This is a genomic window from Candidatus Propionivibrio aalborgensis (genome assembly GCF_900089945.1).
Taxonomy (GTDB): domain Bacteria; phylum Pseudomonadota; class Gammaproteobacteria; order Burkholderiales; family Rhodocyclaceae; genus Propionivibrio; species Propionivibrio aalborgensis.
Window position 1 is genome coordinate 1 of sequence record NZ_FLQY01000156.1, and the last position, 685, is coordinate 685.

Annotated in this window: 1 protein-coding gene; it reads right to left on the bottom strand. The window is 52.7% G+C overall.

Annotated elements, in window-relative coordinates:
* The coding region (locus PROAA_RS08895; protein ID WP_245664222.1) for a sugar phosphate nucleotidyltransferase at positions 1–602 on the bottom strand (602 nt) is incomplete at its 3' end.
* Between the last annotated feature and the right edge of the window lie 83 nt (positions 603–685).

Here is a 685-nt window from a genome sequence, read left to right on the forward strand (position 1 = left end):
ATATCGCGCAGCAACTCGCTGTAAAGAAACTTTGCGTTGAAGATATAAATGCCCATACTGCATAACGAACTACCCGGCTTGCCAGGCATTGGAGGCGGGTCAGCCGGCTTTTCAACAAAATCCGTGACGCGCCCGCTGGCATCCACTGCAATCACTCCAAACCCGGTCGCATCCTTGCGCGGCACTTCGATGCACGCAAGCGTGCACTCGGCCCCGCTCTCGACATGGTCGACCAGCATCGCCGCATAGTTCATTTTATATACGTGATCGCCCGCGAGAATTACCACATACTCTGGCGCTGGCCTGTAGTTCTCCAGAATATCAATATTCTGGAAAACAGCATCAGCCGTTCCACGATACCAGGAGTCTTCGTCAACGCGCTGTTGGGCTGGCATCAGGTCAACGAACTCGTTGACCTCACCGCGCAAAAAACCCCAGCCACGCTGAAGGTGGCGTAGCAAACTGTGCGATTTGTACTGAGTGATGACCCCGATACGGCGAATATTGGAATTAACGCAGTTGGACATGGCAAAATCGATGATCCGATATTTGCCACCAAAATAAACAGCGGGTTTTGCCCGACTGTCGGTTAACTCGAACAATCGGCTTCCACGACCACCGGCAAGCACCAGCGCAACTGCTTTGCCGGGTAACTGAAAAGTTCGCCTCTCTATCATTTTGGCAC